This is a genomic window from Microlunatus aurantiacus (genome assembly GCF_039536605.1).
GTDB classification, from domain to species: domain Bacteria; phylum Actinomycetota; class Actinomycetes; order Propionibacteriales; family Propionibacteriaceae; genus Microlunatus; species Microlunatus aurantiacus.
The window spans coordinates 237,988-262,150 of sequence record NZ_BAAAYX010000009.1 but is presented as its reverse complement, the minus strand read 5'-3'; the positions used below and the strand labels follow the sequence as shown (position 1 = coordinate 262,150).

Genomic DNA, 24,163 nt, shown 5'->3' with positions numbered 1-24,163 from the left:
CGAAGGGTCAGTGGTGGGCGCGTCGCTTCGGCCGGTCCGGCACGGCTGCCGCCCACTCGCTCTGCAGCTCCTTCTCCGCCGGGGTGGGCAGGAAACCGGCCGGGGCGAAGAACGTCGACTCGTGCCGTGGGTCCTCCGTCTCGGGGGTGTTCGCCCCGGTCACCGTGCGGATGGTGGACACGATGGCGGCCGCGATGACGATGATCGCCAGCGTCACGAAGATGATCGACAAGGTGCCCTGCACGGTGGTGTTGCGGACGACGGCGGCCATCGCCTCCGGGGTCTTGGCCGTGCCCTGACTGGTCTTGCCGGCGGCGAGGGCATCGCGGAACAGCTTGTTCTGCGCCCAGTAGCCGACCGCCGGGACGGGGGAGAAGATCTTGTAGAGCGAGCCGGTGATGGTGACCACGGCCGCGAACGCCAACGGCAGCGCAGGGATCCACAACCACCCCCGTACGCCACCGCGCGCGGCCAGCGACATGCAGACGGCCAGGGCGATGGCCGCGAGCAGCTGGTTGGCGATGCCGAACAGCGGGAAGAACGTGTTGATGCCGCCCAGCGGGTCCGTCACCCCCAAGATCAGGATCGCGCCCCAGCCGGCCACCATGACCGCGGTGCAGAGCCAGGAGCCGATCCGCCAGGAGGTGTCCCGGAACTTCGGCACGATGTTGCCCAGCGACTCCTGCAGCTGGAACCGGGCCACCCGGGTGCCGGCGTCGACAGCGGTCAGGATGAACAGGGCCTCGAACATGATCGCGAAGTGGTACCAGAACGAGGTCAGCCCGGAGTGGGTCAGCTGCTGCATGATGTGCGCCAGACCGAGGGCCAGCGTCGGAGCGCCACCGGTGCGGGAGATGATCGACTCCTCGCCGACCGCCTGGGCGGTGGAGGTGAGCATGTCCGGGGTGAGGTTGACCCCGATCAGCCCGAGCCCGTTGACGAAGGCGGCGGCCGTCTCGGGGGTCCCGCCGGTCACCGCGGCCGAGGAGTTCATGGCGAAGTAGATGCCGCGGTCGATGGACAGCGCGGCCACCAGGGCCATGATCGCCACGAACGACTCCATCAGCATGCCGCCGTAGCCGATCAGGCGCGTCTGTCGCTCCTTCTCGATCAGCTTCGGTGTGGTGCCGGACGCGATCAGGGCGTGGAAGCCCGACAGCGCTCCGCAGGCGATGGTGACGAACAGGAAGGGGAACAGCGAGCCGGCCCACACCGGTCCGTCGGCGCGACCGGCGAACTCGCTCAGCGGCGGGGCGGTGATCACCGGCCGCACGATGATGATCGCGACGGCCAGCATGATGATGGTGCCGACCTTCATGAAGGTGGACAGGTAGTCCCGCGGCGCCAGCAGCAGCCAGACCGGCAGGATGGCGGCGAAGAAGCCGTACGCCACGATGATCCAGGCGATGGTGAACCGGTCGAGGGTGAAGACCTCTGACCAGTAAGGGCTCTCGGCGACCAGGCGCCCCGACGCGATGGCCGCGATCAGCAGGACGAACCCGATGATCGAGACCTCGCCGACCTTGCCCGGCCGCAGGAACCGCAGGTAGCACCCCATGAACAGGGCGATCGGCAGCGTCATGCCCACCGAGAAGACACCCCAGGGGCTCTCGCCCAGGGCGTTGACCACGACCAGGGCCAGGATGGCCACGATGATCAGCATGATCAACAAGGTGGCCAGGATCGCTGCCGTGCCGCCGATCCGGCCCAGCTGGTCGCGGGCCATCTGGCCGAGGGAGCGACCGCCCCGGCGCATGGAGAAGAACAGGACCAGGTAGTCCTGCACCGCACCGGCGAGGATCACGCCGACGATGATCCAGATCGTGCCCGGGAGATAGCCCATCTGCGCGGCCAGCACCGGTCCGACCAGCGGACCGGCCCCGGCGATGGCGGCGAAGTGGTGCCCGAACAGGACCCGGCGATCGGTCGGCAGGTAGTCCAGACCGTTCTCCTTGTACTCCGCCGGCGTCGCTCTCGTGTCGTCCGGGCGGGTGATCTTGCGCTCGACGACCTTGCTGTAGAAGCGGTACGCGATCAGGTAGCTGCACACAGCCGCGAACACGAACCAGATGGCGTTGATCGTCTCGCCGCGGACCAGGGCGATCATCACCCAGGCGACCGCTCCGAGGAGTGCGACGGCCCCCCAGATCAGGATCTTCTTGGGCGTCCAGGTGCGGTGCTGCTCGTCCTGGGCGGCGGCGTCGATGCTGGCCGGGGGCAGCTCGCGGGCGGCGACGGTGTCGGTCACGGGTCAGGCTCCTCGATCGGGGAAGGATCGTCGCAGAGCAGTTAACCACCGTGCCCACTGGTATGGCACGACGACGTACAGGAAACCCTCAGGTGTCGGCACTCCGGCCGGCCCTGGTCAGCGAGTTCTGGGGCGCGATGGACTCCCGGGAGTCAGAGCCCGGCGGCGGCAGCGCCCCAGGTCAGCAGCTGGGTGAGCGAGCGGTCACCGTCCGGCGGGTCGTGCAGGCCGGCGTCCCAGCCGTCGGCGCCGGTGATGCCCACCGTCCGGTTGTCCAGGCTGAACACCCCGAAGGTCACGGCGCAGTCGACGGCGCGGGCCAGCACGACCGCGGTGATCGCCGCGTTGGCGGTGACGGCCAGGTCGACCAGGGCGTCGCGGAAGCCGGGGGCGTCGCGGATGTCGCGACCGTACGTGTTCACCAGCGCCTGGTCGGCCATCCGGACCCCGGCGAGCAGGGCGTCGACGATCGCCCGCAGCGACGGGTCCTGGATCACGTCCAGGTAGACCTGCGGCGACAGCAGCGCGTCCACGGCGGCGGACACGGCCCCGCAGCTGGTGTGCCCCAGGACGGTGATCATCTTCACCGTCGGCAGGTTGGTCACGGCGTAGTTCAGGCTGCCCAGGCACTCGCGGCCCGGGACGTTCCCGGCCACCCGGACCACGAAGATCGAGTTGCCGGCCTGGTTGAAGAGCAGCTCGACGGGGGCCCGCGCGTCCGAGCAGGCGAGGACGGCGGCGAACGGCTGCTGCGCCAGCCCGGCGCCGGCGGCCGGCGGCAGCCCGAACGCCTCCGGACCGACCGAGATGATCTGCTGCCCGCCGTGGTCACCCAGCTTGGCGAAGTCGGCGTTGCCGGACTCCAGCCGTGCCCGCGCCTCCGCCGGACTGGCGGGACGGGCCGGGCGCTCCTCGCCGGGCCGGGCCTGGCGCCAGATGATCTCCCGCTGCTCGGTCATGACTCACCCTAACGAGACGCGTGTTGCGGACCAGTGACGGCGACCGGGTACGATATTACGTAATTCCGGATGCTTGATGTTCTCACCGCCAGAGAGGTCCGCATGAGTGCCGCCACCGGCTCGCCCCACGGTCATCCGCCCCCGCCACCCGCCGACGTGGGCCACGCCCGCGCGCCGCGCCGGACCAGGGTCGTGGTGGTCGCCGTCTGCGCCGCCCTGGCCCTCCTCGCCGGTGTCGCCTGGCGACCGGCGCCCGCCCGGCTGCCGGCCGAGACCGCCGGGGACGCCGCTCTCGGCCAGCTCGGTCGGGAGCTGATCGGCGACGACCGACCCGCCCTCGCTGTCGCCTGCGTGACCCCGGCCGGCACCCGTACGGCCGTGATGGGGGCGCAGGCCACGGACCGGTTCGAGATCGGGTCGATCAGCAAGGGCCTGACCGGTCTGCTGTTCGCCGACATGATCGAGCGGGGCGAGGTGCGGGCCGACACCCGGCTGGGCTCGCTGCTGCCGGTGTCCGGGGCCCTGGCCGGGGTGACGCTCAGCGAGCTCGCCACCCACACCTCCGGGCTGCCGGTCCAGCTGCCCACCATCGGTCAGGTCGGGCGCAACTACCGGGCCAGCCTGACCGCGGGCAACCCGTACGACGGCTCGGTGCAGCAGCGGTTGGACGCGCTCGGCGGGGTGAGTCCGGACGCGCCGCCGGGCACCTACTCCAACCTCGGCTTCGAGCTGCTCGGGGCGGCGCTGGCCGCCGCGGCCGATCGTCCCTACCGTGACCTGCTCCGTGAGCGTGTCCTCGTCCCGACCGGCCTGGCCGAGGCGACCGTCCCGTACGCGGACCGCGAGCTCACGACGGGGGATCTGCTGGGCCAGACCGCCGGTGGCCGGACCGCCGACGCCTGGGTGGGGCCGGCACTGGCCCCGGCCGGCGGCGTGCGCGCAGACATCGAGGAGATGGCCGGGCTGGCCCAGCGGTTGCTGACCGGCCAGGCGCCGGGGATCGATGCGCTGAAGCCCAAGGCCGACGCCGACGGCAGCCCCACCGGATGGGCCTGGATCACCTCGCCCGCGCCGGGGAGCGAGCGTCAGGTCACCTGGCACAACGGCGGCACCGGCGGTTTCACCTCCTTCCTGGGGATCGATCCCGAGCGGAGGACGGGCGTGGTCGTCCTGTCGGCCCGGCAGGAGTCGCCCAACGCCACCACGCTGGCCGGCTTCGAGCTGCTGGAGCGGATCGGGGACTGCTCATGATCATCGGGATCGTCCTGTGGGTGCTCGCGGCGGCCGCCGTCATCTGGTTCGTGGCGCGCGCCTGGTCGCCGGGACCGCTGCTGGTCACGGGTCGGGGCCAGGTGGCGCGGTCCGGGGTCGACGCCGTCGTCTCCCTTGCCCTGGTCCGCGCCCTGGCGCCACCACCGGGTCTCGCTGTCTGGCTGTGGGTGGCGGCCGCCCTCGCCGTCGGGGTGGGCGCCGCCGGGCTGGTCCTGCGGTGGCGCACGCTTCCCGCCGAGCGTCGTCGGTGGACCACCGTCGGGTACGGAGCGGTCGGACTCGCCTTGGTGGTCGTGCTGGCCTGACCGCTCAGACCGGGACGGCGGCAGCGATCCGGCGTCCCCAGGCCGTCGCCCGCTCGAGCTCGCCGTCGACGAGGGGGCCGGCCACGTCGGCGACGTAGAAGCTCTCGCTGTCATCGGTCCGGCGGTAGCCGTGGTGGCGCGCGGCGCGCGCGGCGCTCCGGGCGGCGGAACCGGGAAGGTGACGCATCGCCGTCACGCGGGTGTCGAAGGTGGCCAGCCGCTGGGCGTGCGGCCCGCCCGGCAGCCGATCGAGCCACTCGCGCACCCCGGACTCCCCGCCCCGGTCGGCGCCGCGCCTCCGCGCGTCCTCACGGGTGCTGGGGCGACTCAGGGAGAAGGCGTGGGTGGGACCGCCGACCACGATCAGCGCCAGGTCGGACGAGGGTGACTGCGTCGCGGCACCGACCTCGCAGACCTCCACCGCCATCGAGTCCCCGAGTCCGTCGGCTATCGCCCGGGCCACCTTCTCGGTGTTGCCCCACATCGACTCGTACACGACCAGTGCCTTGCCCATCGCGGATCTCCCGATCGTCGGGGCCCGCGGCCGGCCCGGTTCGGCGCCGCGCGATCCCTCCAGACCAGCGTCGGTCGGTGGCGGGGTCACGGACAGGGTCGAAGGTCGGTCCGATGACACCGAAGGGCCTGTTCACCCGGCTGTCTCGCCGACCGGGCAGAACCCTTGCCAGATCGTTCAGGCGTCGCTTAGGTTATACGTATGCACCTGACGATCGCCGATCGCTCCCGGATCACCGGGTCCTACACCGTCGTCCGCGAGCCGGACCGCCCCGACGTGGCGGCCCAGTCCGACCCGACCGTGATCTCGACCGTCTCCGCGATGCTGTCCGAGATCGAGACCGGGGGGCTGGAAGCGGTCCGGGGCTATGCCGAGCGCCTGGACGGCTGGACCGGTGGCCTCGACTTCGAGATCAGCCCGGCGCAGGTGGAGGAGCTGACGGCCCCGCTCCCGGCCGACCTCAAGGCCGCCCTGGACGCGGGCGCCGAGCGGACCCGGCGGTTCGCGACCATGCAGCGCGCTCATCTGCACGACTTCGCCGAGGAGGTCGTGCCGGGTGTGGTGTGCGGGCAGAAGTACGTTCCGGTCGGCAACGTCGGCGCCTACCTGCCCGCCGGGCGCTTTCCGCTGCTGGCCAGCGCCTTCATGACCGTGGGCGTGGCCCGGGCCGCCGGCGTCCCCAACATCGTCTGCGCGACCCCGCCCAGTCGCGAGGGGCAGCCCCACCCGGCCGTCCTCTACTCCGCCCGGGCGTCCGGCGCCGACCGGGTGTTCGCCCTCGGTGGTGTCCAGGCTCTGGCCGCGATGGCCTTCGGTCTGCTCGACGGGGTGGCCTCGGACATGATCGTCGGCGCCGGCAACGCCTACGTCGCCGAGGCGAAGCGCCAGCTGTACGGGAAGGTCGGCATCGACGTGCTCGCCGGCCCGTCCGAGGTGGCGGTGATCGCCGACGAGACCGCCACCGCCCAGATGGTGGCCGCCGACCTGCTGGCCCAGGCCGAGCACGGTCCGAGCTCCCCCGCCTGCCTGGTCACCACCTCCGCCGAACTGGCGGCCGCGGTCGAGGTCGAGATCGCGCGGCAGCTCGAGGGCCTGGCCACCCGCGAGATCGCCGGTGCGGCGTGGCGCGACTGGGGCTCGATCTACGTCGCCGACTCCCCCAAGACCGCTATCGAGATCATGGACCTGCTCGCCCCCGAGCACCTCGAGATCCTGACCGAGGATCCCGACTTCTACCTGGACAACCTGCGCAACTACGGCTCGTTGTTCCTGGGGGAGTGGTCGACCGTCGCGTACGCCGACAAGGGGATGTCCGGCACCAACCACGTGCTGCCCACCGCCCGCGGCGCCCGCTACACCGGTGGTCTGTCGGTGACCGGCTACCTGAAGCAGCTGACCTACCAGCGGGCCACCCGGGAGGCCACGCAGATCCAGGCCGGACCGGTGGTCACCATCTCCGACTTCGAGGAGATGCCCGGTCACCGGGACAGCGCCCAGCTGCGGTTGGACCTGATCGCCGGCGCCTGACCCGGCGTCTGCCGCGGCGTCCCTGCGTCGCCGCACCTCTGAATACGTAAGCATCTCCGCGCACGCTCCCACCCCCTCTCAAGGAGACCCCCCATGCGCCCCACCCGCACGCTCAAGCTGCTCGCCGTCGCGGCGATGTCGGCGAGTCTGATCACGCTGTCGGCCTGCGGTGCCGGCTCCCGCACGGGAGCGAGCACCGCGACCCAGGTGGCCTGTGACTTCGACAACCCGACCGAGAAGACCACGGTCAACGTGCTCGCCTACAACTCCTCCGCGGTCGACCCGTTCACCAACACGATGGTGAAGAGCTGCACCCACGACAACGTCACGGTCAAGCACGACCCGATCGACTTCGCCGGTCAGGTCCAGAAGACGACGGCGACGCTCTCGGGCGACAAGGGCTCCTACGACATCCTGGAGACCTACAGCTTCATCATCGGCGCCAACGCGGCCGACCAGAAGCTGCGGCCGCTGGACGACCTGATGGCGAAGTACTCCTCGGAGTACAAGCTGGACCAGCTGGACAAGTCGATGCTCGAGGGCATGAGCTACGAGGGCAAGCTCTACGGCGTGCCGATGCAGGCCCAGATGTACGTCATGGCCTACCGCAAGGACATCTTCGAGAAGAACGGCCTGACCCCGCCGACGACGCTGGACGAGATGGTCGCCGCCGCGAAGAAGATCCAGGACGCCGGCGACGTGAAGTACCCGATCGCCCTGCCGTGGCTCGCCACCGGCGACATCTCCACCCAGTACCAGGCGATGATGAACGCCTTCGGCACCGACTTCGTGGACCCGACCACCAAGAAGGCCCAGTTCGACACCGACAAGGGCCGGGCCGCGCTGAACGCCATGAAGTCGTTGCAGCCGTACATGGACCCGCAGGTCACCACCTTCGACCAGCCCAAGGTCCAGCAGCAGATGTTCAACGGCACGGCGGCGATGGCGATCATGTTCTCCGGCCGGATGAACGACCTGACGATCGAGACCAACAGCAAGTACGCCAGCCAGTTCGGCTTCGCGGCTCCGCCCGCCGCGACCGCCGGCGGTCCGATGTTCAGCCGGCTGTCCATCGACGGCTGGTCGATCCCGGTCAACACCCAGCTGGACGAGAACCTGCTGTTCGAGCTGATCGGTTCCTCGGTCAGCGAGGACGCGTCCAAGGCCTCGATCCCGGCCGCCTTCCCCGCCCGCCAGGGCGTCGTCACCAAGGACAGCTCGCCGTACGCCCAGGCCGCGCTGGACTCGGTCGCCAAGACGGTCCCGCCGGTCTCGGCCCCGTACACCCCGGACGTGTCCAACGCCGTGATCTCGCTCATCGCGCAGACCGTGCTGGGCAAGCTCTCGGTCGAGGAGGGTTCGAAGCAGATGCAGGCCGCCGCCGACAAGGTGCTGGCCGAGTACTGATCGCCCGGTACTGATCGCCCGGTACTGATCGCCCGGTACTGATCGCTCGGGCGGGCGGCGCCAGCACCGGCGCCGCCCGCCCGGCCCTCGGCCGGCCCGTCACCGCCTCAGTCAGGAGGGTTCGATGCGTCGACGCGAGTTCGCGCTGCTGGTGGGTCCCAGCATGATCGTGATGTTCGGCCTGTTGCTGCTGCCGTTGGTCCGCACCGTGCAGTGGAGCTTCCAGGACGTCCAGTACGGCGAGGCCGGGGTGTTCGTCGGTCTCCAGAACTACGTCACCGCCCTGACGGACGCGCGCTTCGGCCGGGCCGTCGGCTTCACGGTCATCCTCACCCTGGTCGTGACCACCTGCCTGGTCGTCCTCGGCTACGTCATCGCGACCCAGGTGAACCAGCTCGGCCGACTGCGCCCGGTGGTGCTCGGCATCCTGCTCGTCTCCTACGTGCTGCCCAACGTGGTCGGTTCCGCCGCCTTCTCCTGGCTGTTCGACACCAACTTCGGGGGTGTCGTCAACTACCTGCTGTCCGGCCTCACCCAGACGGAGATCCTCTGGTTCACCGACGTCTGGCCCAACCGGATCATGATCATCCTGGACACGGTGTGGCACCTGCTGCCGTTCAGCATGCTGATCATCCTGGCCGGGTTGCAGGGCGTGCCGGGGGAGATCCTGGAGGCCGCCCGGATCGATGGCGCCAGTGCCCTGAAGACCCATCTGCACGTGATCATCCCGACCATCCGCGGCGTGCTGTTCTTCGTCACCCTGATCTCGATCATGGACGTCCTGCGGACCTTCGACCAGCTGATCCCGCTGGCCCCGCAGGCGGTGGAGATCGGCAACGAGTCGATCATGCTGTACATCTACAACATCGCCTTCCGGGAGGGCAGCGAGGCGCTCGGTCTGGGCAGCGCCATCAGCGTCCTCACCATCCTGCTGATCCTGATCATGCTGACGCCGTTCATCCGGGACACCTTCTCCGAATCGAGGAACGTGCGATGACCGCCGTCGACACCGAGACCACGATCAGCCGCGCCCGCAAGGCCGCGGAGCCGCGCACGACGACGCGGAAGCGCCGGCCGGTCCTGGTGCTGTCGGGGCTGTTCCTGGCCGCGACCTGCTTCCTGATGCTCAGTCCGTTCATCTGGGCCGGGATGGCCGTCACCAAGCCGACCAGCGTGGCCTTCGCCAACCCGCCGGTGTTCACCTACACCCCGACGCTGCAGGCCTTCGTCGACCTGTGGCAGACCACGTACTTCGCGCAGTACCTGGGCAACACCTTGATCGTGGCGGTGATCTCGACTGTCGTCGCGTTGGTCATCGGGCTGCCGGCGGCGTACGCCCTGTCGCGGATGCCCGGCTACATCTCGGCGGTGCTGCTGGTGCTGGCGCTGATCTTCCGAGCCCTGCCGCGGTTCTCGGTGGTGCTGCCCATGTACGACATCAGCCGGGCCCTCGGCATCTACGACACCACGTACGCGCTGGCCATCGCGCTGGTGGCCATCAACCAGCCGTTCAGCATCTGGCTGCTGCGGAACTTCTTCGCCGAGATCCCGGCCAGTCTGGACGAGGCAGCCATGATCGACGGCTGCACCCGGATCAGCATGCTGCGCAAGGTGATGATCCCGCTGATGGGGCCGGGCATCCTCACCGCCGGCATCTTCGTCTTCCTGTTCGCCTTCCAGGAGTACCTGACGGCGGCGATCCTGACGGACACGGCCAGCAAGACGGTGCCGGTGTTCATCACCACCCAGCTCGGGCAGACGCTGCCCATGCTCCAGCAGGCCGGGGCGGCCGCCATGCTGCTCACGCTGCCGGTCATCGGCATCGCCTTCATCGCCCAGAAGTACCTCGTCGCCGGGCTCGCCTCGGGCGCGGTCAAGGGATGAGCGCGGCGGCGCCGGCGGAGGAGCCGCTGGTGCTGCTCCCTGGGATGGGCTGCTCGGCGCGGCTGTGGGCGGGTGCCGCACCAGAGCAGGCCCTCACTCCCCGCCTGACGGAGCCCAGCCTGGCGGCTCAGGTCGATCGGCTGCTCGACGAGCTGCCCCCGCGCTTCGTGATCGTGGGGCTGTCCCTGGGCGCGGTGGTGGCGATGGCGGTGACCCGGACCGCGCCCGAGCGGGTGGCGGGGCTGGTCCTGCTCTCCACCAACCCGTACGGTCCGACCGAGCAGCAGCTCGTTGCCTGGCGCCGCGAACGGGACCGGCTGGCCGCCGGGGAGTCCGCGCGGGAGCTCCAGCAGGACCTGCTGCCGCTGCTGTTGAGCCCCGCGTCGCTGAGCCGTCGGCCCGATCTGGTGGAGACCACCCTGGCCATGGCCGACGACGTCGGGGAGACCGAGCTCGACGCCCAGCTCCGCCTGCAGGCCACCCGCGTCGACGAGCGCCCCGGACTGCGGGCTGTGCGCTGTCCGACCCTGGTCATCGCCGCCCGTCACGACCGGCTGTGCCCACTGGATCGGCACGCGGAGGTGGTCACGCTCGTGCCGGGGGGCCGGTTGCAGGTGCTGGAGCGCGCCGCTCACCTGTCGCCGCTCGAGCGACCGCGCTCCGTCCGGCGTCTCCTCGCCGGCCGGTCCTGAGCTCCGAGATCGCCGACGGTGTCGACGGTGTCGACGGTGCGGTCTCAGGCGACCAGTGCGGCGCCCTCGGCCAGGGTCGCCAGCTTGGCGTACACGATGTCGGGATCGACGGCTCCGAACCCGGCGAAGGTGGAGAAGCCGCAGTCGGTGCCGCCCAGGACCCGCTCTGCGCCGACGAGATCGACGAAGCCACGGAGCCGGTTGGCCACCACCCGCGGGTGCTCGATGAAGTTCGTGGTGGAGTCGATGACACCCGGGATCAGGATCTTGTCGTCGCCGATCTGAGCCCGGTGCTCCACGAACGCCTCCAGCTCGTGGTTGTGTCGAGGGTTCGCCGTCTCGAACAGCAGCCCGGCCGGCTTGGCCCTGAGGAGCACCGGCAAGATCACCCGCATCTCGACGTCGTGGTGGTGCGGTCCCTCGTAGTTGCCCCAGCAGACGTGCATCCGGACCCGGTCCGCCGCGACGTTGCGCAGAGCGTGGTTGAGCACCTCCACGTGCCGCGAGATCCGGGTCAGGTAGTCGGCGTCACTGCGGTCCTTGAACATCATGTGCCGGCCGAGACCCAGGTCCGGGCTGTCCAGCTGGAGCACCAGACCGGCGTCGACGATCGCCTCGTACTCCGGACGCATGGCCTCGGCCAGCGCCTCCAGGTACGCGTCGTCGTCGGCGTAGAAGTCGTTGGGCTGGAAGAGCGCGATGACTCCGGGGGAGGCCGCGTTCATGAAACCGGACGGGTCCCCGTGGGCGGCTCGGGCGGCGGCGAAGCGGCGCAGGTCGTCGGTCAGGGGCTGGAGCGTGGCGGGCCGGACGGCGGCCACGCAGCGGGGTCGGCGGTACGTCGGGGTGCCGCCGCCCTTGGCCTGCCGGCCCAGGAAGCCCGGGAAGTCCTCCAGATCGGCCGGGGGGCGCCGTGGCGAGTCGCCGTCGAAGCCGGTGATCCGGTCCTTGATGTAGGTCGCGTAGCTGATCTTGGCCATCTCGCCGTCGGAGACGACGGTGATCCCGGCGGCGACCTGGCGGGCCACCGACTCCGAGACCTCGCGACCCACGACCTCGTCGAACCGCTGCTCGTCGGCCGGTTCACCGGCCTCCGCGGCGAAGATCAGCTCCGTCACCTCCGCGGAGCGGGGCAGGGATCCGACGTGGGTGGTGGCGATCCCGGTCATGCTGCGCCCTTCCCTGGGTGGGCGGCCCGGAGGTCGGCCAGGTGGCCCATCAGGGTGTGGGCCAGGTTGTAGACCACCAGGTCGGCGCCGGCGGCGAAGGCGGCGGCGGCGCGGTCCGGACCGGTGACGATGTCCATCCGCCACGAGGGTCCGGCGGCCAGCACCGCATGCACCTCGGCGACCAGGTCGGCGACCGGGGGATCGTTCTCGGTGCGGGAGGCGCCCAGGTCAGCGGTGCCGATCATGGTCCCGTCGATGCCCGGCACGCCGAGCACGTCGGCGGCCGCGGCCACCCCGGCCGGCGACTCGATCATCCCGAAGACCAGGGTGTCGGCCGCGAAGCGCTCCCGGTGGGCGGCGGGCTCGACCAGACCGAAGCGTCCCGCGCGGGAGTAGGTGGCGAAGCCCCGATGGCCCAGCGGCGGGTAGTGCACCGAGTCGACCAGGGCCCTGGCGGTGTCGGCGTCGTCCACGTGCGGCGCCACGATGCCGACGGCCCCCTGGTCGAGCACGCGCAGGGCCAGCGCCGGCTCGTGCGAACCGATCCGCACCATCACGTCGACACCGTGCAGCTGAGCGGCGGCGATGTGCTGCCGCAGCGGGATCAGGTCCGCCGGCCCGTGCTCGCAGTCGATCAGCAGGAAGTCGAAGCCGCTGACCGCCGCCATCTCCACCAGCTCCTCGGCCGGCATCCGCAGCAGGACCCCGAGCAGCTTCTCGCCGCTCAGGACTCGGGACTTGAGAGACATCACGCCACCATTCCTGCCGACAGGTCGATGTCGGCGCCACAGAGTCCGGGCATCGCGAGCATGGCCAGCACGGCCGCTCCCACCTCGGTCTCGGTCACCATCCGGCCGAGGGCGGCACGGGAGACGAACGTCTCGACGGCCTCCTCGTACGAGCGTCCGGAACGCTCGGCCTCCAGACGGAAGTTGCGGTCCATCCGCGGTCCGTCCACCGGTCCGGGGGACAGGCTGTTGACGTTGACGCCCGCCGGTCCGACCTCGAAGGCCAGGGTCGAGGTGAGACCGATGACCGCCATCTTGGAGGCGCAGTAGGGGGTCCGTCGGACCAGCGGCCTCTTCCCCGACACCGACGCCAGGTTGATCACGTCGCCGGTGCCGCGCGCCACCATTCCGGGCAGGAAGGCCCGGCACACCAGGAAGACACCGCGCACGTTGATGTCGAACACCTCGTCCCACGCGTCGACGTCGATCTCGGTCAGCGGGGCCACGGGTCCGGCGATCCCGGCGTTGTTGATCACGATCGAGATCTCCCGGTCGGCCACCGCCGCGGCGAGCTGGCCGACCGCGGCAGGATCGGCGACGTCGCAGACGATGCCGTCCACCCGCTCCAGCTCCGCGCTGAGCGCGGTCAGCGGCTCGGGCCGGCGGCCGGTGATGAGCACGTCGGCGCCGGCACCGTGCAGGGCCCGGGTGATCGCGGCGCCGAGCCCGGTGCCTCCGCCGGTGACCAGAGCGGTCCGCCCGGCCAGCGGTCCAGCGTCGGCGTCCCGCGTGTCCGCCATCAGCTGCACGCCGTCAGCCGGCCGTGCCGGCCGGGGCGAGCGCGGCGTCGATCCAGTCGTGCCGGTCACCCTCGAGCTTCCAGGCGCGGACGTCACCGGACCGGGCATGGCCCTCGAACAGCTCGACCCGGGCCGCCCGACCGCAGACCCGCCCGAGCTCGGCGCTGGAGCCCTCGTCGGTGATCTCCTGGTACGTCACCGTCTTGAGGTACTTCCCGACCCACAGGCCGCCGGTGTAGCGGGCGGCGCCCAGCGTCGGCAGCACGTGGTTGGTGCCGATCACCTTGTCACCGTACGAGACGCAGGTGTTCTCGCCCAGGAACAGGGCGCCGAAGTCCCGCATCTTGTCCAGCGCCTGGCGCGGGTTCGCGGTCAGCACCTGCACGTGCTCGGCGGCGAAGGAGTCGGCCACGGCGAAGGCCTCGTCGAGGTCGTCGACCACGATCACCTGACCGAAGTCCCGCCAGGCCGGTTCGGCGTAGTCGCGGGTCGGCATGGCCGGCAGGATCTGCTCGATGTGCTCGATCACCCGCTCGCCGAGGGCGGTGCTGGTCGTGACCAGGATGGCCGGCGACTCCGGGCCGTGCTCGGCCTGGGAGAGCAGGTCGACGGCGACCACGAACGGGTCGGCGTCGTCGTCGGCGATCACCAGGATCTCGGTCGGTCCGGCGAACAGGTCGATGCCCACCTCACCGTAGAGCTGGCGCTTGGCCTCCGCCACGTACGCGTTCCCGGGGCCGGCGATCAGGTCGACCCGACCCATCGTCTCGGTGCCGAGCGCCATCGCGGTGACGGCCTGGACGCCGCCGAGGATCCAGATCTCGTCCGCCCCGGCCAGGTGCATGGCGGCGACGGTGGCGGCCGGGATCTCGCCCTTGATCGGCGGGGTGCACGCCACCACCCGCGGCACGCCGGCCACCTTGGCGGTGATGATCGTCATGTGCGCCGACGCGGTCAGCGGGTACTTGCCGCCCGGCACGTAAGCTCCGGCCGAGCCGACGGGGACGTGCCGGTGGCCGAGCCGGACCCCGGGCAGGGTCTCGATCTCGACGTCGGTCATCGAGTCCCGCTGGGCCTGGGCGAACCGGCGGACCTGCTGCTGGACGAACACGATGTCGTCGATCACCTGCTGCGGCAGGGTCGCCATGATCGCGGCGACCTGCTCGGCGTCGAGGCGGAAGCTCTCGGGCGCCCAGCCGTCGAAGGTCTGTGAGTACTCGGCGACCGCCTCGTCCCCCCGGCTGCGGATGTCGCCGATGATCTGACGCACCCGCTGGGCGACGTCCTCCTGCGCAGTGTCGGCGAACGACTTCGTCTGTGCCGTCTTGAGCGTGGTGGGCATCCGGTCGGGCTCCTCGTGGTGGTGTGCTGGCCACCCGGCGGGATCCGACCCAACCGGGGAAGCGCGCTGAATACGTATGTCAGGAGTAAAGCCGATGTCGTACGATGCCGTCAAGGGCGCCGCTATGCTCGGCGCAGTCGATCCGTCGGCGGCGACGAGGAAAGGGGCGGACCGTGGTGACCTCCCACGACGTGGCCCGTCTCGCCGGCGTCTCGCAACCGACGGTGTCCCGCGCGCTGCGGGACAGCGGGAAGGTCAGCGAGGAGACCAAGCGGCGCGTCCGGCAGGCCGCCAAGGCGCTCGGCTACGTGCCGAGCGAGACCGGCCGGGCACTGTCCAGTGGGCGCACCCGGCGGATCGGGTTGCTGCTGACCGACCTGGAGAACCAGTTCTACCCGCACGTGATCGCCCCGATGCACCACGAGCTCGAGGCGTACGGCTACCAGCTGGTGCTGCAGACCGAGACCACCGACACCGCGACCGTGGCGGAGCGGCTGATCAGCAACGGCCTCGACGGGGTGCTGCTGGCCACCACCACCGTCGACTCGGTGGTGCCGGTGCGGCTGCGGGACCGCGGTGTGCCGTTCGTCTACTTCAACCGCACCGCCGACGCCATGGAGGCCGACTCCGCCACCGTCGACCCGGTTCCGGGGCTGTCCGAGGTCGCCCGCGAGATCGCCGCGCTCGGTCACCGCCGGGTGGGGGCGATCTTCGGCCCCCGCAACACCAGCACGGCGCTCCAGCGCGAGACCGCCCTGCGGGACGCCCTCGACGAGCAGGGGCTGGCGATCGGCTCCGCCGCCACCCATCGCGGGCCGTTCGACTTCGACACCGGCTACGAGGGGGCCCAGAGGCTGCTGGGCCGGGATCCCCGGCCGACGGTGATCGTCTGCGGCAACGACGTGGTGGCTCTCGGTGCCCTCAACGCGGCCAAGGACCTCGGCGTCGCCGTGCCCGACGACGTCTCGATGGTCGGCTTCGACGACCTGCCGGCGGCGGCCTGGCCGCTGGTGCGCCTGACCACCGTCGCCTTCGACCTCGACGCCATGGCCCGCAAGGCCGCGAACCTGCTGGTGCGCCGGGTCGAGGCCGAGGAGCCGCAGCCGTACGAGCACGCCGTCTTCGGCACCCACCTGGTCCGCCGCGGCACCCTCGCCGCCGCCGGCTAGCAGCCCCGACCCCGTCGCGACGAGGGTTGCCAGCCCCGAGTGCATACGCATACACTGGTGATCACCGGACCACCGCTGCTGCTCAGGAGAGTCATGCCGCTCGACCCCATCGCCTACCAGCCCTACGCCGATCCCGATGACTTCATCCGCGAGGTCACCGATCTCATCTGGGTGAACCGCGCGATCGGCCACATCCGGGAGAACTACGAGGCCGACTCGATCGTGCACGGCTCGTACGGGACCTCGGTCGGGCGGGACGAGGTCATCCAGGGCACCCTGATGCGGATCTCGGACACCCCGGACCGCATCGGGCAGGCCGAGGACGTGGTCTGGGAGGCGCGGGGCGACGACGCCTTCCTCAGCTCCCACCTGGTCCTGTCGGCCGATCCGCGCCACGACGTGGTCAGCCGGACCATCGCCAGCTGCCTCTACCGCCGCGGCCGGATGGTGGAGGAGTGGGTGATCCGCGACGCACTGGCGATCGCGTTGCAGCAGGGTCAGGACCCCGACGAGGTGGCGCGGGCCAAGGCCTTCGCCGGCTACACCGGCAGCTTCACCCAGCCGGCGCCCAGCGACGTCATCGCCGTCGGCGACAGCGGCCCGCGGCCGGACGACTTCCGGGCCGAGGTGGAGATGGTGCTCGACCTGATCCAGCAGGTCTGGAACGACCGTGACCTGAACAAGGTGGAGGACTTCTTCGTCCGCGACCTGGTGCTGCAGACGATCGGCAGCGCCACGATCATCCGGCCCGAGGGCTACCGTCGCCAGCTGCTGAAGATGATCAGGCCGTTCCCCGCCGGGCAGTTCGAGGTCCGCGACGTCGCCACCAACTCCCACCCGCGCTACGCCGGGCTGCGGATCGCCGTGGTCTGGAAGTTCTCCGGTCACTACGACGGCACCGCCGACTTCGGTCCGCTCACCGGTTCCCCGGTCGACGTGCTCGGCATCTCGCAGTTCCTGGTCCAGAACGGCCGGGTCGTGCGCGAGGTCCGTCTCTACGACGAGATCGCGCTGCGTGCGCAGATCGCCGCCCGACGCGGCGACGTGCCGTACGCCGGCACCAACATCTACTGATCCACCCTCCCGTAAGGAAACCTGATGACCGACCTCCTGGTCCCGGCTCCGACCGTCTCGGCCGACGAGCTGACCCGCCGCACCATCCGTCGCAGTGACTGGGTGTCCTGCAACTCCGCCTTCATCGACTGCCGGACGCCCGGCTCGGACCGCAAGGAGAACTACGCGTTCATCGGTCCCGGGGTCTCGCAGAACCCGGACCAGTACGTGAACCTCTCCGAGGAGCACGGCTACAACGTCGGCGCGGCCGGGATGCCCAACGGGGTGACGAACAACCTGCACCTGCACTTCACCGCCGAGGTGTTCATCAACTTCGGCGGCACCTTCCGGCTGCGGTGGGGGGTCGACGGCAAGCAGGGTGAGTACGTCAGCCACGACGGCGACGTGATCACCGTGCCGACCTGGATCTTCCGCGGCTTCACCAACGAGGGTCCCGACGAGGGCATCCTGCTCACCGTGCTGGGCCACGACGTGACCGGCGGCATCATCTGGGGGCCGTCGGTGCTGCGGGAGGCGGAGTCGTACGGGCTGCACCTCACCGCCGACTCGCGGCTGATCGACACCGTCGCCGGCGACGAGCTGCCCACCGACGTGCCGCTGATCAGGCCGATGAAGCAGCAGTACATCGACGAGTTGACCACCTACACCGTTGATCAGATGCGGCAGCGGGTGATCCAACCGAGCGACCGGGTCTACAGCCGACGCGCGCTGCTGAGTTCCGACGTCCCCGGTGGCGGCGCCGAGCTCGCCCTCGGGATCGGCTACGGGATGAGCGAGGACCGTCGCCAGGTGCCGCGGGTGCACGAGCCGCACTCGTTCAACCTGGCCTGGCTCCGTGCCGTGCCCGGCGAGGGCGTGCTGCGCCACCGGCACGACCAGACCCAGGTGCTGACGGTGAAGTCGGGGGTCTGGGACGTCACCCTGAACGACGGTGATCAGGCCCGGACCGTGCGGCTCGCCGGGCAGGACGCCCTGTCGGTCCCGGCCGGCAGCTGGCGGAGCATGACGCTGGTCGAGGCGGGCGACAACGCCGCGACCGCAGGCACCGGCGAGCTGCTGGTGGTGAACAGCGGCGACGGCCGGGTCCGGCTGGAGTGGGCCCCGGAGGTGGTCGACGCCGCCTTCGAGGCCGGCTGGATGCTCGACCCGAACGGCTACCTGGCCCCGGTCGCCGTGATGGTCACCGCCACCATCGACGACTGAGCGGTCGAGTCTGCGTCAAAGTAACCCCGACCGAGCCTGAGAGACCCGTTTCGGGCCAGATCGGAGGCAGTCGGGGTTACTTTTCCGCAGGTCCGCCCGGCAGTCAGGCTCAGGCCAGGTCCACCCGGACCCCCAGCAGTCGCACGGGACGGGTGATCTCGAACCGACCGAGCACCTCCCGGGCCTTCGTCACCACCGGCGCCACCTCGGTCGACGGGGCCGCCAGCTTCCCGGTCTTGACCTGGGTGAAGAACGTGGACGTCCGCACGATCACGCCGACGTGGGTGACCGTGCGACCCTCGGCGAACACCGTCCGGCAGACGTCCTCGGTCAGTGCGGCGACCCGGGTGGCGATCTCGTCGGCCTCGGTGAGGTCGTGCGCGAAGGTGACCTGCTTGCTGCGCGAGCGCGCGAGGCGCTCCTCGGGGTGGACGGTCCGTGAGGTTCCGCCGCGGGCCAGCGCCCGCAGCCACGGACCGGTGCTGGGCCCGAACCAGGACGCCAGGTCCTCCCGGTCCGCCGTGGCCAGATCGGTGACGGTGCCGATGCCCAGCTCGTGCAGCCGGGCGCCGGTGCGTTTCCCGATCCCCCACAGATCCGTGACCGGTCGCTCACCCATCAGGGCGATCCAGTTCGCCGACGAGAGCCGGAACACCCGCTCGGTCGACATCTTCGCGAAGACGGTGGCCATCTTCGCGCGCTCCTTCGTCTCACCGATGCCGACGGCACACGTGAGCCCGGTCTGCGCCAGCACCACGGCCCGGAGCTCCTGGGCCAGGGCCTCCGGATCGCCGACCGAGGCGCCGACGACGGCTTCGTCCCAACCCCACACCTCGACGGGATGACCGAAGGACCGCAGCGCGGTCATCACCTCGGCGCTGGCCGCGTCGTAGGCGGGGCGGTCCGACGGCAGGAAGACCGCTTCGGGACACTTCTTCAGGGCCCGCGCGAGCGGCATCCCGGAGTGCACCCCGAAGTCCCGCGCCTCGTACGAGGCGGTGGCCACCACCTGGCGGGACCGGCTGGGATCTCCGTCGCCGCCGACCACCACCGGACGGCCTCGCAGCTCCGGGCGCCGGCGCACCTCCACCGCCGCCAGGAACGCGTCCAGGTCGACGTGCAGGATCCACGGCTCAGGGTCGGTCGCCACGTTCCCCAGACTGCCGTACGCCGGCGGGTCATCGGTTCCGTGCGGGCCCGGTCCCTCGGTCGACGAGCGGGCGAGCCGTGATCGGCCGAGTCGGCCGGTGGCCAGACCTACACTGACCACACCGCAGGACGCACGCAGACCGAGGGACGGAGACCGTCGTGACCGAGCTCGACGAGGCGCTGTACGCGCCGAGCCTGCTCGAGGTCACCACCCGGCGTCTCCGCGACGAGATCCTGTCCGGTGACCTGGCGCCCGGGCAGCGGCTGGTGGAGGAACAGATCCGGCAGCGGTTCGCGATCAGCCGGGCCCCCTTGCGGGAAGCCCTGCGCACCCTGGCCAACCAGGGTCTGGTCGAGCACCTCCCCCGCCGCGGCACCCGGGTGACCGAGCTCTCCACGCAGGACGTCGACCAGCTCTTCGCCCTCCGCTCCCTGCTGGAGCGCCACGCGATCGAGACGACCTTCCCGCTGGCGGGGACCCACGACGGCGACCCCCTGGCGTCGGTCCGCGGCCATCTGGACCAGATGCGACGAGCCGACCAGATCGGCGACGACCTGGCCAAGGACGACGCCCATCGGGCCTTCCACGCCGCCGTCGTGGCCCTGGCGGGGAATCGGCAGCTCGATCTCGCGCTGGAGCCCATCCTGCTGCGACTGCAGCGGCCGATGGCGGCGAACCTGCGGCGGGAGGCGGCCGTCCTGGGCACGGCGGCCGGGATCGAGCGACACGAGCGACTGCTGCTCGCGCTGGAGTCCAACGACCGACGCCGCATCCTCGCCGAGCTCGACGACCACGGCGGTCGCCAGTTCCTCGCGCCGGAGTCCGCGCCGCCGGGCCTCGCCGCCCTGCCCGGCTGAGCCTCGCCGCCCTGCCCAGCTGAGCGTCACTGCCCAGCTGAGCGTCCGCTCTCGGTTCTGGTCCGCCGGAAGCCGAAACGCAGCCGTAACGCCGTAGGGCGCTGACCGAAACGCATTCTGTCGACAATCGACGGCATGGGGGTCACACCGGAAACCGACACTCGCACAGGGCCTCGTACGGGCCCGTCGATCGCGGAGCTGTCGCGTGCTTTCCGATCGGGGGAGGCGGCACCTGTCGACGTGTGTCGGCAGGTGCTCGCCGCGATCGCCGAGCGTGGTGACGACGGCGTGTGGATCTCGGTGGTCGACGAGGAGGCCGTCGAGGTGCGGTGCGTCGAGCTCGCCGCGATCGACGATCCCGCTGCGCTGCCGCTGTGGGGGATCCCGTTCGGCGTCAAGGACAGCATCGACATCGCCGGCTGGCCGACGACACTGGCCTGTCCGGAGTACGCCTATCGGGCGACCTCGACAGCGCCGGTGGTCCAGCACCTTCTCGACGCCGGGGCGGTGCTCATCGGCAAGACCAACCTCGACCAGTTCGCCACCGGGCTCAACGGCACCCGCACCCCGTACGCCACCCCGCGCAGCGTGTACGGGCAGGACCTGATCTCCGGCGGCTCGAGCTCGGGCTCGGCGCTGGCGGTCGCGCTCGGCGAGGTCCCCTTCACCGTGGCCACCGACACGGCGGGTTCCGGCCGGGTGCCGCCCGCCCTCAACGGCGTGCTCGGCTACAAGCCGTCCCGGGGGGTGATCAGCGCCGTCGGCCTGGTGCCGGCCTGCCGCTCGTTGGACTGCATCAGCCTGATCGCCGGCACCGTCGGCGACCTGCAGCTCGTTCTGGACGTCGTCGCCGGCCCCGACCGGGCCGACCCCTGGAGTCGCCCGCGGGTGCACCGGGGCGAGGAGGTCGCCGACCTCGTGATCGGGCTGCCACCCCTGGAGCAGCTGGAGTTCTTCGGTGACGACCCGATGGCGGCAGGGCACCGCTCGGCCCGCGACCGGCTGAGTGCCTCGCTGGCCACCCGTCCGGTGGCCCTGCAGCCGTTCGTCGACGCCGGTGAGCTGCTCTACCAGGGACCGTGGGTGGCCGAGCGGTTCGTGGAGTTCGGCGACTTCCTGCGCGACCACCCCGGAGCGGCGCTGCCGGTCGTCGCCGACATCATCAACGGCGGTGCCGCCTTCGACGCCACCGACGTGTTCCGGGCCCAGTACCGGCTGGCCGAGCTCAAGGCGGTCGTCGGGCGGCTGTTCGAGGAGGTCGACGTCGTCGTCCTGCCGACCATCGGCACCACCTTCACCATCGAGCAGGTGCTGGCCGCGCCGATCGCGACCAACACGGTCCTCGGTCACTACACCCACTGCGGCAACCTGCTGGACCTGTGTGCCGCCGCCGTGCCTGCGGGACTGACCTCCGACGGCCGGCCGGTCAGTCTGATGGTCCTCGGTCCCGCCCTCGCCGACGACCTGGTCCTGACGGTGGCGGCGGCGCTCAGCGAGCTCGGCGCATCGACCTGACCCCACGACTGCCCCCATCCGCCCACCGGCACAGGAGATCCGATGACCAGCTTCGACCCACCGTCCGTCCCGGCCGCTCCCGGCCCCTTCCCGCTCCCGGCCGGTCAGGTCGCCCTCGTGGTGATCGACATGCAACGCGACTTCCTGCTGCCGGGCGGCTTCGGCGAGACCCTCGGCAACGACGTCGACCAGCTCGCGGCCGTCGTCCCACCGTTGCAACGGGTGCTCGCGGCCGCCCGCGACGCCGGCCTGATGATCATCCACACCCGCGAGGGTCATCGACCCGACCTGTCCGACCTGCCGCCCGCAAAGCTGCGCCGCGGTCTGCCCTCGTTGCGGATCGGCGATCAGGGCCGCTACGGCCGGATCCTGATCCGGGGCGAGTACGGCCACGACATCATCGACGAGCTGGCTCCGCTGCCCGACGAGACCGTGATCGACAAGCCGGGCAAGGGATCCTTCTACGGCACCGACCTCCAGGCGATCCTGACCGAGGCCGGCATCACGCAGCTGATCGTCACCGGCGTGACCACCGAGGTCTGCGTCCACACCACCGTCCGGGAGGCGAACGACCGGGGCTACGAGGCACTGGTGCTGTCGGACTGCGTGGGCTCCTACTTCCCCGAGTTCCAGCGCGTGGGACTCGACATGATCACCGCCCAGGGCGGGATCTTCGGCTGGGTGACGGATTCCGCCACCCTGCTCCAGCACCTGTCGTCGGTCGCCACCAGCGCGGCCTGACCTCTCGAGGACAGCCATGAACCTGAGCACCATCCTGCCCAAGACCCGGACCGACGCCGACGTCAAGGTCCCGTGGTGGACCCGCGGCGACACCAACGCGTTCTTCGGGTTGGCGTTCAACATCCTGGTCAACGTGCTGACCCTCACCGGTCTGTTGATCTTCGTGGTCAAGGTGCCGACCGGGTCGGTGCTGGGCACGGTGCTGCCGGCGCTCGGCATCGCGTTGATCGTCGGCAACGTCTACTACACGATCCTGGCCCGCCGGTTGGCGCGTCGGGAAGGTCGGCTCGACGTGACGGCGCTGCCGTACGGACCGAGCGTGCCGCACATGTTCATCGTCGTCTTCGTGATCATGCTGCCGATCGCGCTGAGCACCGGTGATCCGGTGCGGGCCTGGGAGGCCGGGCTGGCCTGGGCGTTCGTGATCGGGGTGATCGTGCTGATCGGTGCCTTCGTCGGACCGGTCATCCGCAAGATCACACCGCGGGCCGCGCTCCTCGGCACCCTGGCCGGCATCTCGCTCAGCTTCATCTCGATGCGCCCCGCCGCCCAGATCTGGGAAGCCGCCTGGATCGGTCTCCCCGTGCTGGGCATCATCCTGGTCGGCTTCTTCACCGGACTGAAGCTGCCGGGCAACATCCCGGTCGGCCTCGCCGCCCTGCTGGTCGGCACCGCGATCGGCTGGATCGGCGGGTACATGTCGGTGCCGGACGTGACCACAGCGGTCGGCGACATCGCCCTGGCCGTGCCGACGCTCAACCTGGACCTGCTCGGCGCCGGGCTGACCAACCTGGCGCCGCTGCTGGCCACCGCCATCCCGCTCGGGGTCTACAACTTCCTGGAGGCGATGAGCAACGTGGAGAGCGCCTCGGCCGCGGGCGACAGCTACAGCCTGCGCAGCGTGCTGATCGCCGACGGGGCCGGCGCCATCGTCGGCTCGGCCCTCGGCTCGCCCTTCCCGCCGGCGGTCTACATCGGCCACCCGGGGTGGAAGGAGGCAGGCGGGCGCACGAGCTACTCGATGGCCAGCGGGCTCGCCATCGCGCTGCTCTGCTTCCTGGGTCTGTTCGGCCTGCTGTCCGCGGTGCTGCCGTTGCCGGCGATCGTGCCGATCCTGCTCTACATCGGGCTCCTGATCGGGGCGCAGGCGTTCCAGGCGGTGCCCCGCCTGCACGCCGCGGCCGTCGTGGCGGCGATCATCCCCAACCTCGCGGCCTGGGGTGCGGGACTGATCGACAACGCCCTGGCCGCCGCCGGGACCAGTGCCGCCGCGCTCGGCGAGGGCCCCCTGACCGACGCCGGCCTGGTCTACCACGGTCTGCACGTGCTGGGTCAGGGAGCGGTGCTGGCCGGGATCGTGTTCGGCGCGATCGTCACCTTCATCCTCGAACGCCAGCTGTACCGGGCGGCGATCGCCGCCGGTGCGGGTGCGCTGCTGTCCTGGATCGGGCTGCTGCACTCCGAGGAGGTGCAGTGGGCGGCCAACCCCCAGGTCGCGCTGGGTTACCTGCTGCTGGGGGCGGTGCTGATCGGTATCGCCGCGTTGCGTCGGGACGAGCCCGTCGTGGCGGCACCGGTCGACGACGAGCCGGCGCTCGCCGAGTAGC

General features: G+C 70.8%; 22 protein-coding genes. 14 read left to right on the top strand and 8 right to left on the bottom strand.

What is annotated here, in order from left to right:
- Positions 1 to 7: 7 nt before the first annotated feature.
- Positions 8 to 2,107 carry a carbon starvation CstA family protein gene (locus ABD714_RS12775; RefSeq protein WP_344812776.1) on the bottom strand — a complete coding sequence of 700 codons (2,100 nt, stop codon included), beginning with the start codon at positions 2,105 to 2,107 and terminating at the stop codon, positions 8 to 10.
- A gap of 293 nt (positions 2,108 to 2,400) precedes the next feature.
- On the bottom strand, positions 2,401 to 3,207 hold the full coding sequence (locus tag ABD714_RS12770) for a carbonic anhydrase (protein ID WP_344812736.1): 807 nt from the start codon (positions 3,205 to 3,207) through the stop codon (positions 2,401 to 2,403).
- A gap of 102 nt (positions 3,208 to 3,309) precedes the next feature.
- On the opposite strand from ABD714_RS12770, the gene ABD714_RS12765 reads away from it, so the two are divergent.
- Together ABD714_RS12765 and ABD714_RS12760 are read left to right on the top strand one after the other, a co-directional pair.
- Positions 3,310 to 4,458 (top strand): serine hydrolase domain-containing protein, encoded by a 1,149-nt coding sequence (locus ABD714_RS12765; RefSeq protein ID WP_344812735.1) that lies wholly within the window; start codon positions 3,310 to 3,312, stop codon positions 4,456 to 4,458.
- Positions 4,455 to 4,784, top strand: coding sequence for a hypothetical protein (locus ABD714_RS12760; RefSeq protein WP_344812734.1), 330 nt, complete (start codon positions 4,455 to 4,457; stop codon positions 4,782 to 4,784). Before ABD714_RS12765 ends, ABD714_RS12760 begins: the two co-directional genes overlap by 4 nt.
- Before the next feature lie 4 nt (positions 4,785 to 4,788).
- Here ABD714_RS12760 and ABD714_RS12755 read toward each other — a convergent pair whose 3' ends face one another.
- Positions 4,789 to 5,298, bottom strand: a complete 510-nt coding sequence (locus ABD714_RS12755; RefSeq protein WP_344812733.1) for a flavodoxin family protein — start codon at positions 5,296 to 5,298, stop codon at positions 4,789 to 4,791.
- A 201-nt stretch (positions 5,299 to 5,499) separates the two neighbouring features.
- On the opposite strand from ABD714_RS12755, the gene hisD (ABD714_RS12750) reads away from it, so the two are divergent.
- From hisD (ABD714_RS12750) to ABD714_RS12730, 5 genes are all read left to right on the top strand, one after another.
- A complete protein-coding gene (gene hisD / locus ABD714_RS12750) occupies positions 5,500 to 6,825 on the top strand; it encodes a histidinol dehydrogenase (RefSeq protein ID WP_344812732.1) in 1,326 nt (441 codons plus the stop codon).
- Positions 6,826 to 6,918: 93 nt separating this feature from the next.
- Entirely contained in the window at positions 6,919 to 8,232 is a 1,314-nt protein-coding gene (locus ABD714_RS12745) for an ABC transporter substrate-binding protein (protein ID WP_344812731.1), read from the top strand.
- 124 nt (positions 8,233 to 8,356) lie between these two features.
- A complete protein-coding gene (locus ABD714_RS12740; RefSeq protein ID WP_344812730.1) occupies positions 8,357 to 9,229 on the top strand; it encodes a carbohydrate ABC transporter permease in 873 nt (290 codons plus the stop codon).
- Complete coding sequence (locus tag ABD714_RS12735; RefSeq protein WP_344812729.1) at positions 9,226 to 10,116, top strand: carbohydrate ABC transporter permease; 891 nt, start codon at positions 9,226 to 9,228, stop codon at positions 10,114 to 10,116. Before ABD714_RS12740 ends, ABD714_RS12735 begins: the two co-directional genes overlap by 4 nt.
- Complete coding sequence (locus ABD714_RS12730) at positions 10,113 to 10,808, top strand: alpha/beta fold hydrolase (RefSeq protein ID WP_344812728.1); 696 nt, start codon at positions 10,113 to 10,115, stop codon at positions 10,806 to 10,808. Before ABD714_RS12735 ends, ABD714_RS12730 begins: the two co-directional genes overlap by 4 nt.
- Before the next feature lie 44 nt (positions 10,809 to 10,852).
- Here the strand turns inward: ABD714_RS12730 and ABD714_RS12725 are convergent, their stop codons facing one another.
- From ABD714_RS12725 to hisD (ABD714_RS12710), 4 genes are read right to left on the bottom strand one after another with little or no spacing between them, the layout of a single operon-like run.
- Positions 10,853 to 11,977 (bottom strand): cobalamin-independent methionine synthase II family protein, encoded by a 1,125-nt coding sequence (locus tag ABD714_RS12725; RefSeq protein WP_344812727.1) that lies wholly within the window; start codon positions 11,975 to 11,977, stop codon positions 10,853 to 10,855.
- Positions 11,974 to 12,726 carry an HpcH/HpaI aldolase family protein gene (locus tag ABD714_RS12720; RefSeq protein ID WP_344812726.1) on the bottom strand — a complete coding sequence of 251 codons (753 nt, stop codon included), beginning with the start codon at positions 12,724 to 12,726 and terminating at the stop codon, positions 11,974 to 11,976. The genes ABD714_RS12725 and ABD714_RS12720 overlap by 4 nt, the downstream gene beginning before the upstream one ends.
- Positions 12,726 to 13,505 carry an SDR family NAD(P)-dependent oxidoreductase gene (locus tag ABD714_RS12715; RefSeq protein WP_344812725.1) on the bottom strand — a complete coding sequence of 260 codons (780 nt, stop codon included), beginning with the start codon at positions 13,503 to 13,505 and terminating at the stop codon, positions 12,726 to 12,728. Before ABD714_RS12715 ends, ABD714_RS12720 begins: the two co-directional genes overlap by 1 nt.
- Before the next feature lie 13 nt (positions 13,506 to 13,518).
- Positions 13,519 to 14,847 carry a histidinol dehydrogenase gene (gene hisD / locus ABD714_RS12710; RefSeq protein WP_344812724.1) on the bottom strand — a complete coding sequence of 443 codons (1,329 nt, stop codon included), beginning with the start codon at positions 14,845 to 14,847 and terminating at the stop codon, positions 13,519 to 13,521.
- A gap of 173 nt (positions 14,848 to 15,020) precedes the next feature.
- Here hisD (ABD714_RS12710) and ABD714_RS12705 point away from each other — a divergent pair, with 173 nt between their 5' ends.
- The 3 genes from ABD714_RS12705 to ABD714_RS12695 all read left to right on the top strand — a co-directional run bounded on the left by ABD714_RS12705 (position 15,021) and on the right by ABD714_RS12695 (position 18,293).
- Complete coding sequence (locus ABD714_RS12705; protein ID WP_344812723.1) at positions 15,021 to 16,016, top strand: LacI family DNA-binding transcriptional regulator; 996 nt, start codon at positions 15,021 to 15,023, stop codon at positions 16,014 to 16,016.
- A 93-nt stretch (positions 16,017 to 16,109) separates the two neighbouring features.
- Positions 16,110 to 17,090 (top strand): nuclear transport factor 2 family protein, encoded by a 981-nt coding sequence (locus ABD714_RS12700; RefSeq protein WP_344812722.1) that lies wholly within the window; start codon positions 16,110 to 16,112, stop codon positions 17,088 to 17,090.
- A 24-nt stretch (positions 17,091 to 17,114) separates the two neighbouring features.
- Positions 17,115 to 18,293 carry a cupin domain-containing protein gene (locus ABD714_RS12695; RefSeq protein WP_344812721.1) on the top strand — a complete coding sequence of 393 codons (1,179 nt, stop codon included), beginning with the start codon at positions 17,115 to 17,117 and terminating at the stop codon, positions 18,291 to 18,293.
- A 109-nt stretch (positions 18,294 to 18,402) separates the two neighbouring features.
- Here the strand turns inward: ABD714_RS12695 and ABD714_RS12690 are convergent, their stop codons facing one another.
- Positions 18,403 to 19,443, bottom strand: coding sequence for a DNA polymerase IV (locus ABD714_RS12690; protein ID WP_344812720.1), 1,041 nt, complete (start codon positions 19,441 to 19,443; stop codon positions 18,403 to 18,405).
- 158 nt (positions 19,444 to 19,601) lie between these two features.
- Between ABD714_RS12690 and ABD714_RS12685 the strand changes: the two genes are divergently transcribed.
- The 4 genes from ABD714_RS12685 to ABD714_RS12670 all read left to right on the top strand — a co-directional run bounded on the left by ABD714_RS12685 (position 19,602) and on the right by ABD714_RS12670 (position 24,162).
- Positions 19,602 to 20,300: a GntR family transcriptional regulator gene (locus ABD714_RS12685; protein ID WP_344812719.1), complete on the top strand. Its 699-nt coding sequence runs from the start codon at positions 19,602 to 19,604 to the stop codon at positions 20,298 to 20,300.
- Between the two features lie 135 nt (positions 20,301 to 20,435).
- Entirely contained in the window at positions 20,436 to 21,815 is a 1,380-nt protein-coding gene (locus tag ABD714_RS12680; RefSeq protein WP_344812718.1) for an allophanate hydrolase, read from the top strand.
- Between the two features lie 42 nt (positions 21,816 to 21,857).
- On the top strand, positions 21,858 to 22,556 hold the full coding sequence (locus tag ABD714_RS12675; protein WP_344812717.1) for a cysteine hydrolase family protein: 699 nt from the start codon (positions 21,858 to 21,860) through the stop codon (positions 22,554 to 22,556).
- 16 nt (positions 22,557 to 22,572) lie between these two features.
- Positions 22,573 to 24,162 (top strand): hypothetical protein, encoded by a 1,590-nt coding sequence (locus tag ABD714_RS12670; RefSeq protein WP_344812716.1) that lies wholly within the window; start codon positions 22,573 to 22,575, stop codon positions 24,160 to 24,162.
- Position 24,163 lies beyond the last annotated feature (1 nt).

Bases quoted from the DNA above. Each gene is read 5' to 3' on its own strand.
- ABD714_RS12680 (WP_344812718.1), top strand. From the start codon at position 20,436: ATGGGGGTCACACCGGAAACCGACACTCGCACAGGGCCTCGTACGGGC.
- ABD714_RS12695 (WP_344812721.1), top strand. From the start codon at position 17,115: ATGACCGACCTCCTGGTCCCGGCTCCGACCGTCTCGGCCGACGAGCTG.
- hisD (WP_344812724.1), bottom strand. From the start codon at position 14,847: ATGCCCACCACGCTCAAGACGGCACAGACGAAGTCGTTCGCCGACACT.
- ABD714_RS12720 (WP_344812726.1), bottom strand. From the start codon at position 12,726: ATGTCTCTCAAGTCCCGAGTCCTGAGCGGCGAGAAGCTGCTCGGGGTC.
- ABD714_RS12715 (WP_344812725.1), bottom strand. From the start codon at position 13,505: ATGGCGGACACGCGGGACGCCGACGCTGGACCGCTGGCCGGGCGGACC.
- ABD714_RS12760 (WP_344812734.1), top strand. From the start codon at position 4,455: ATGATCATCGGGATCGTCCTGTGGGTGCTCGCGGCGGCCGCCGTCATC.
- ABD714_RS12770 (WP_344812736.1), bottom strand. From the start codon at position 3,207: ATGACCGAGCAGCGGGAGATCATCTGGCGCCAGGCCCGGCCCGGCGAG.
- ABD714_RS12700 (WP_344812722.1), top strand. From the start codon at position 16,110: ATGCCGCTCGACCCCATCGCCTACCAGCCCTACGCCGATCCCGATGAC.
- ABD714_RS12775 (WP_344812776.1), bottom strand. From the start codon at position 2,107: ATGATCGCCCTGGTCCGCGGCGAGACGATCAACGCCATCTGGTTCGTG.
- ABD714_RS12745 (WP_344812731.1), top strand. From the start codon at position 6,919: ATGCGCCCCACCCGCACGCTCAAGCTGCTCGCCGTCGCGGCGATGTCG.
- ABD714_RS12735 (WP_344812729.1), top strand. From the start codon at position 9,226: ATGACCGCCGTCGACACCGAGACCACGATCAGCCGCGCCCGCAAGGCC.
- ABD714_RS12675 (WP_344812717.1), top strand. From the start codon at position 21,858: ATGACCAGCTTCGACCCACCGTCCGTCCCGGCCGCTCCCGGCCCCTTC.
- ABD714_RS12765 (WP_344812735.1), top strand. From the start codon at position 3,310: ATGAGTGCCGCCACCGGCTCGCCCCACGGTCATCCGCCCCCGCCACCC.
- ABD714_RS12725 (WP_344812727.1), bottom strand. From the start codon at position 11,977: ATGACCGGGATCGCCACCACCCACGTCGGATCCCTGCCCCGCTCCGCG.
- ABD714_RS12740 (WP_344812730.1), top strand. From the start codon at position 8,357: ATGCGTCGACGCGAGTTCGCGCTGCTGGTGGGTCCCAGCATGATCGTG.
- hisD (WP_344812732.1), top strand. From the start codon at position 5,500: ATGCACCTGACGATCGCCGATCGCTCCCGGATCACCGGGTCCTACACC.
- ABD714_RS12755 (WP_344812733.1), bottom strand. From the start codon at position 5,298: ATGGGCAAGGCACTGGTCGTGTACGAGTCGATGTGGGGCAACACCGAG.
- ABD714_RS12730 (WP_344812728.1), top strand. From the start codon at position 10,113: ATGAGCGCGGCGGCGCCGGCGGAGGAGCCGCTGGTGCTGCTCCCTGGG.
- ABD714_RS12670 (WP_344812716.1), top strand. From the start codon at position 22,573: ATGAACCTGAGCACCATCCTGCCCAAGACCCGGACCGACGCCGACGTC.